Here is a 6216-nt window from a genome sequence, read left to right as displayed (position 1 = left end):
TTGCATGTGTTAAGCACGCCGCCAGCGTTCGTCCTGAGCCAGGATCAAACTCTCTATAAATCGTATCAACACAGCGTCTCCGCTGAGCTAATCATTTTACAGAGCTATTTTCCATAGCTTCATAAACTCTGCTCAAACGCCGGGTAATTGACTAAACCCCAGCGTCCGAGCTTTTCAGTCGCGCATCTTTCAATGCGCTCCCGTCTGGTGCTTTGTTCGTTCATTGTTTAATTTACAAGATACACGCTCCGCATCCGCGGAACAGTTGGTATTTTACCACAAGCAGTTTCGTTTGTCAAGAACTTTTTTCGACATTCTTCACATTTTTTGAAACCGTTTGTCGTTCATCGTCTTTGCAGACGACTTATTTAGGATACCACATCAAGCTCGCTTTGTCAAGAACTTTTTTCAGGAAGTCTTGATTTTTTTCAGCTCTCTGTGTTCCCGCCGCGGCTCTCGCCGACAGCTTTGTTAGAATACCACCCCATTCCCCATTTGTCAACACCTTTTTCCCGCATTTTTCAACTTTTTTATCCCTGCCAGAAGGTGGGATTATGAATCCGCTATTGCATCCTTGCCGCAGTTATGATATACTCCCTATTACCATATAATAACAGGAGCAACGACATGAAATACCCCTATCTGCTGCTGGACGCAGACAACACATTGTTTGATTTTGACGCGGGAAACCGGCACGCTTTTCATGAGGTGTGCGCCCGATATGACATCCCGGACACGGAGGAGAGCTTTCAGTGCTATAAGCGGTGCAACAACGCCATGTGGGCGGCCTTTGACCGGGGCGAGTGCACCAAGGACTTTCTGGTGGTGGAGCGGTTCCGGCGTTTTCTGAAGGAAATGGGCCTGGATCGGGATGCGGCCCGGTGCAACGAACTGCACCTGCAGGTGCTGGGACAGAACACCCTGCTGCTGCCCCACGCCTTGGAGGTCTGCCGGGGCCTGTCCCGGGAGCACCGGCTGTACATCGTCACCAACGCCGTGGCGGCGGTGCAGCGGTCCCGGCTGGCGGGCAGCGCCATTGCGCCCTATATCACCGGGGCCTTTATTTCGGAGGAGGCCGGGGCCAGCAAGCCCAGTGCCGCATACTTCGACTACGTTTTCTCCCGCATTGATGGCATCACCCGGGAGAACTGCCTGCTGGTGGGGGACTCCCTGTCCAGCGACATCCGGGGAGCCAATAACTACGGCCTCCCCTGCTGCTGGTACAACCCCAAGGAAGCCGCCCGGCCGGAGGACCTGCGGATCGACTACGAGATTCGGGATCTGCGGCAGCTATACGACCTGGTGTGAGAGACTTTATAAGGAGTGATTCAGATGCATCCGAACTTTTCCCAGCTGACGCCCCGGTGGTTCAAGCGGGCCTTCGTGTATACCGGGAACATCGACGACTTCCGGTATCGCTTTGAAATGGACAAGGACAACGGCCTTCTGCATACGGCGGTCTACACCGTGTACTGCTTCGAGGTGGCCAAGGACGTGCAGCAGCAGGACTTCCCCTGGGACGACCAGGGCGTGGAGCAGCTGAAGGCCTGGCTGCAGGAGCGGTATGACCACTATACCCGGGAGGGCAGCCTGTAAGACAAAAAAATTCCTCTGCAAGCATGCAGAGGAATTTTTTTATTTCTTATCCCAGGCCTTCAGGTCCTTCAGCTCGTTATACAGCCGCAGATAGCTGGCGTGGCGGCTGCGAGGGATCTTCCCTTGATGGACGGCCTCCAGCACGGCGCAGCCCTTCTCCTTGGTGTGGCTGCACCCCACAAAGCGGCAGCCGCCTACATAAGGGGCAAACTCCGGGAAGGTCTCCGGCAGGTGCTCCTTCAGCTCCAGGTCCAGCTCCTGGGTATCAAAGGACGCAAAGCCCGGGGTGTCGATGACATAGGTGTCCTGCCCCAGGGAAAACAGCTCCACATGGCGGGTGGTGTGCCGTCCCCGGCCCAGGGCCTTGCTGACCTCCCCCACCGCCAGGGAAAAACGGGGGTCCAGGGCGTTGAGAATGCTGGACTTTCCCACGCCGGAGTTGCCGGTGAAGGCGCTGAGCTTTCCGGCCAGCTCCCGGCGCAGCTCGTCGATCCCCTGGCCGGTGACGGCGCTGACCCGCAGCACCCGGATGGCAGAGCCGCTGTATATCCCGTACAGCTCCTCCGCCGGGTCCAGGTCGCACTTATTCAGGCACAGCAGCACCCGGCAGTCCTTCAGGGCGGCAATGGCGCTGATGCGGTCGATGAGATACGGATCCGTCACCGGCAGGGCGGCGGAGGCGATGATCACCAGCTGGTCGATGTTGGCCGCCGCCGGGCGGTCGAAGGCGTTGCGGCGGGGCTCCACCGCCTCCACAAAGCCCTCGCCGCCGCCCAGCTCCCGGACCTGGACCCAGTCCCCCACCAGGGGGGACATCCCCTCCCGGCGGAACTTGCCCCGGGCCCGGCATTGCAGGGTCTCCGCCCCGGTGTTCACATAGTAAAACCCGCTGAGGGCCTTTTCAATGCGTCCCCGGATCAAAACGTGATCTCCTGGGCCACGGCCTCGGTTCCGTTGATATACAGCTTGATGGTGGAGGTGGAACCGGCGCTGCCGTGGAAGGTGTAGGTAAAGGAGGCGGTGCCGCCGTCCACATAGGTGGAGTGGATGATGCTGCCGTCCTGCATGACCTCGATCTTCATATTGCTGTCGCTGCGGTACTGCTCGGGGATGTCGAACACCACCACCCGCTCAGCGGAGCTGGCGCCCTTGCTGACGGTGAACACGATCTGCGTGCCGGACTGCACCTCGGTGCCCTGCTGGATGCTCTGGCCGATGACGGTGCCCTCGGGCTTATCGCTGAACTCATACTGATGCTCGCCCACGGTCAGGCCCAGGGCCTCCGCCTGCTGGGCTGCGTCGTCAATGTGCATGGTCACGAAATTGGGCACGGTGAGGGGCTTGGTCTCCGGCCCCTTGCTGACGGTCAGCACCACGGTGTCGCCCTTGTTCAGGGGCTCACCGGCGGCGGGGGAGCTCTGCATCACCTGGCCCTCCGGCACGTCGGGGGAATAGGCCTCCGCCCGCTGGACATCCAGGTCCAGATGCAGGTTGCCCAGCTCCGTCTTGGCCATCAGGAACTCCTTGCCCACCACGGTGGGCATCAGCGTGTCGTCCTCCTGGGCGCAGAGATAGACCTTGATGACCAGGTTGTTCTTGCGGCTGCGGCCGCTGGCGGGGTCCTGCTCCACGATCTGGCCGGGCTCATACTTGTCGCTGGGCTTGGTGCCCAGCACCTCGATGCGGAAGATGTCCTTCACCTCGGGCAGGGCCTCGGCCTCCTCCAGGGTCTTGCCCAGAAGGTTCGGCACCTGGTGAGACGCCGTGCCATTACCGGCGTCAAAGCCGCCGGCAACCAGCTTGAACACCACGAAGATCAGCACCAGGGCCAGGGCGAACCCGCCGATGACCAGGCCCACCACCTTGCGGCTGTGCTTCTTGTCCTCCTCTTCCTGGGCCACGGCGCTGTTGGCCCGGCTCACCGCCGCCACCCGGTCGGTGGGCAGGGGCTGGGTGGGCTCCTGGCACACCACGGCGGCCTTCAGGTCCTCCCGGATATAGTCCATGTCCACGGCGGGGTCCTTGCGGAATTTCTCCAGATCGTCCAGCATGGCGTCGGCGGTCTGGTAACGCTTGGAGATGTCCGGGCACATGGCCTTCATGCAGATCAGCTCCAGGGCCTCGGGGATATCAGGATTCAGCTCCCGGGGGGCTTTGGGCACGGCGCTCAGGTGCTGGATGGCCACGGACACGGCGGAGTCCCCCTGGAAGGGCAGCTTGCCGGTGAGCATCTCATACAGCACCACGCCGGCGGAATAGATGTCGGACCGGGCGTCCACCCGGTCGCCCCGGGCCTGCTCCGGCGAGATATAGTGCACGGAGCCCAGGGTCTCCTGGGTCAGGGTCTGCCCCTGGTCAGCCAGGCACGCGATGCCGAAGTCGGCCACCCGGACGCTGCCGTCCCGCAGGACCATGATGTTCTGGGGCTTGATGTCCCGATGGATCACGCCCCGGCTGTGGGCATGGCTCAGGCCCCACATGATCTGGGTGATGAAGTGCAGCGCCTCCCGCCAGTCCATCTGGCCCCGGCGCTCCATATACTGCTTCAGGGTCACGCCGTCGATCAGCTCCATGACGATGTAGTCCACGTCATCGCTGCACGACACGTCGTATACCGACACGATGTTGGGGTGGGACAGCTGGGCCACAGCCCGGGACTCATCCATGAACCGGCGGCGGAAGTCGGCGTTCTGGGCCAGGTCGCTGTGCAGGATTTTCACCGCTACCAGCCGGTCCAGCCGGTGACACTTGGCCTTGTAGACGTTGGCCATGCCTCCCCTGCCGATCAGCTCCAGTATTTCGTAGCGATTATCCAGCATTTTACCAATGTAAGGATCCATATCGTCAATTCCTCCTTCAGTCGTTCATCAGCAGGATGGCCGTCACGTTGTCCGGCGCACCCCGCTGCTTGGAAATGGCCATCAGCCGCTGCAAGCAGTCCTCCGGCTGTCCGTTATGCAGAATTTCAAACATAATTTCCTGGTCCGTGACGGTGTTCACCAGGCCGTCGGAGCACAGCAGCAGGAAATCCCCGGGCTTCCACTGCAGGGGGAAGCCGTCTGCCTCCACGGCGGGGTCCGGGCCCAGGGCCCGGGTGATCAGGTTGCGGCGGGGGTGGCTGCGGGCCTGGCCCGGGGTCAGGTCGCCCTTTTCCACCATGTCCTCCACCAGGGAGTGGTCCCGGCTGATCTGGCGCAGGCCATCGGCTCCGGCCAGATAGGCCCGGCTGTCGCCTACATTGCTGATGAGGACCTTATCTCCCTTCACCAGGGCGGACACCAGGGTGGTGCCCATGCTTTTCAGCTCCGGATGACCGGCGGCCCGCTGGCGTATGGCGGCGTTGGCCGCCGTGACGGCCTCCTGCACCGCCCGGTCCGTGTGGCCGGAGTGCAACGTCTCCGTCAGGGTGCGGATGAAGGTCTCCACCGCCACGGTGCTGGCGATGCTGCCCCCGGCCACGCCGCCCATGCCGTCGCACACCACGGCCACCGCATAACCGCCGGGCAGCTGGGCAAAGCCGAAGGCGTCCTGATTTTCATGGCGTATCAGGCCGGTGTCGGTGATCTCCCAATGCTTCATTCAGGGTCCTCCCCCTTTCTCTCCTCCATGGCGCGGCGGCGCAGCTGGCCGCAGGAGGCGTCGATATCCCCGCCCAGACTCCGCCGCACAGTGGCGGTGATGCCGTGGGACTCCAGCCGCTTCTGGAAGGCCGCAATGCGGCGGCTGGGCTTGAAGGGGCTTTCCACCACGTCGTTGAGGGGGATCAGGTTCACATGGCCCGGCATACCGGCGATGCGCCGGGCGATCAGGTCCGCCTGCCAGTCGTGGTCGTTGACCCCGTCGATCATGGCGTATTCAAAGGATATGCGCCGCCCGGTCCGGCGAAAATACCGGTGGCAGGCGGCAAACAGCTCCTCCACGTCCCAGGCCCGGTTCACCGGCATGATCCGGGACCGGGTCTCGCTGTCCGGCGCGTGGAGGGACACCGACAGCGTCAGCTGCAGGTCCTCCTCCGCCAGGGCATCGATCCCCGGCACCACGCCGCAGGTGGACAGGCTGATATGGCGCATGCCGATGTTCAGCCCGTCGGGATGGTTCACCAGCCGCAGAAAGCGCAGCACGTTGTCCCGGTTGTCCAGGGGCTCTCCAATACCCATCAGCACGATATTGGAGATCTCCCGGCCGGAATCCAGCTGGGTAAACAGCACCTGGTCCAGCATCTCCCCGGCGGTCAGGTCCCGGACCTTTCCGGCCACGGTGCTGGCGCAGAAGGCGCAGCCCATGCGGCAGCCCACCTGGGAGGAGATGCACACGGTATTGCCGTGGTGATACTGCATCAGCACCGTTTCGATGCAGTTGCTGTCCGGCAGCTCCCACAGGTATTTTATGGTGCCGTCCAGCCGGGATTCCTGCTTCCGGGCCACGGTTGGCACGGAGATGGTGTACGCCTGGGCCAGCTGCTGGCGCAGGGGTTTGGATAGATTGCTCATTTCGTCGAAGGAGCGCACCCCCCGGTGCAGCCAGGTGAACACCTGCTTGCCCCGGAAAGCAGGCTGTCCCATATCCCGCAGGACCCGGGTGATCTCCTCCTCCGTCATACATCGCATGTCCGTCAATTTG

The 6216-nt window shown here is 62.2% G+C and carries 6 protein-coding genes and 1 rRNA gene; 2 read left to right on the top strand and 5 right to left on the bottom strand.

The window, feature by feature from the left end:
• Positions 1–60 (bottom strand): 16S ribosomal RNA (locus LKD37_RS05360); the annotation flags it as partial.
• A 567-nt stretch (positions 61–627) separates the two neighbouring features.
• Between LKD37_RS05360 and LKD37_RS05355 the strand changes: the two genes are divergently transcribed.
• Together LKD37_RS05355 and LKD37_RS05350 are read left to right on the top strand one after the other, a co-directional pair.
• A complete protein-coding gene (locus LKD37_RS05355) occupies positions 628–1308 on the top strand; it encodes a YjjG family noncanonical pyrimidine nucleotidase (protein ID WP_302928248.1) in 681 nt (226 codons plus the stop codon).
• A 24-nt stretch (positions 1309–1332) separates the two neighbouring features.
• Positions 1333–1596 (top strand): hypothetical protein, encoded by a 264-nt coding sequence (locus LKD37_RS05350; RefSeq protein ID WP_302928247.1) that lies wholly within the window; start codon positions 1333–1335, stop codon positions 1594–1596.
• Between the two features lie 39 nt (positions 1597–1635).
• Here LKD37_RS05350 and rsgA read toward each other — a convergent pair whose 3' ends face one another.
• The 4 genes from rsgA to rlmN are packed head-to-tail and all read right to left on the bottom strand — an operon-like array spanning position 1636 to position 6203.
• On the bottom strand, positions 1636–2517 hold the full coding sequence (gene rsgA, locus LKD37_RS05345) for a ribosome small subunit-dependent GTPase A (protein ID WP_302928246.1): 882 nt from the start codon (positions 2515–2517) through the stop codon (positions 1636–1638).
• Positions 2514–4436 carry a Stk1 family PASTA domain-containing Ser/Thr kinase gene (pknB, locus tag LKD37_RS05340; protein WP_302928245.1) on the bottom strand — a complete coding sequence of 641 codons (1923 nt, stop codon included), beginning with the start codon at positions 4434–4436 and terminating at the stop codon, positions 2514–2516. Before pknB ends, rsgA begins: the two co-directional genes overlap by 4 nt.
• A 16-nt stretch (positions 4437–4452) precedes the next feature.
• Entirely contained in the window at positions 4453–5175 is a 723-nt protein-coding gene (locus tag LKD37_RS05335; protein WP_302928244.1) for a Stp1/IreP family PP2C-type Ser/Thr phosphatase, read from the bottom strand.
• Positions 5172–6203 carry a dual-specificity RNA methyltransferase RlmN gene (rlmN, locus tag LKD37_RS05330; RefSeq protein WP_302928253.1) on the bottom strand — a complete coding sequence of 344 codons (1032 nt, stop codon included), beginning with the start codon at positions 6201–6203 and terminating at the stop codon, positions 5172–5174. Before rlmN ends, LKD37_RS05335 begins: the two co-directional genes overlap by 4 nt.
• Positions 6204–6216 lie beyond the last annotated feature (13 nt).

Source organism: Brotocaccenecus cirricatena (assembly GCF_020687045.1).
Lineage (GTDB): Bacteria > Bacillota > Clostridia > Oscillospirales > Oscillospiraceae > Vescimonas > Vescimonas cirricatena.
Note: the sequence above shows the minus strand (reverse complement) of the source record. Positions and strands in the feature narration are given on the sequence as shown.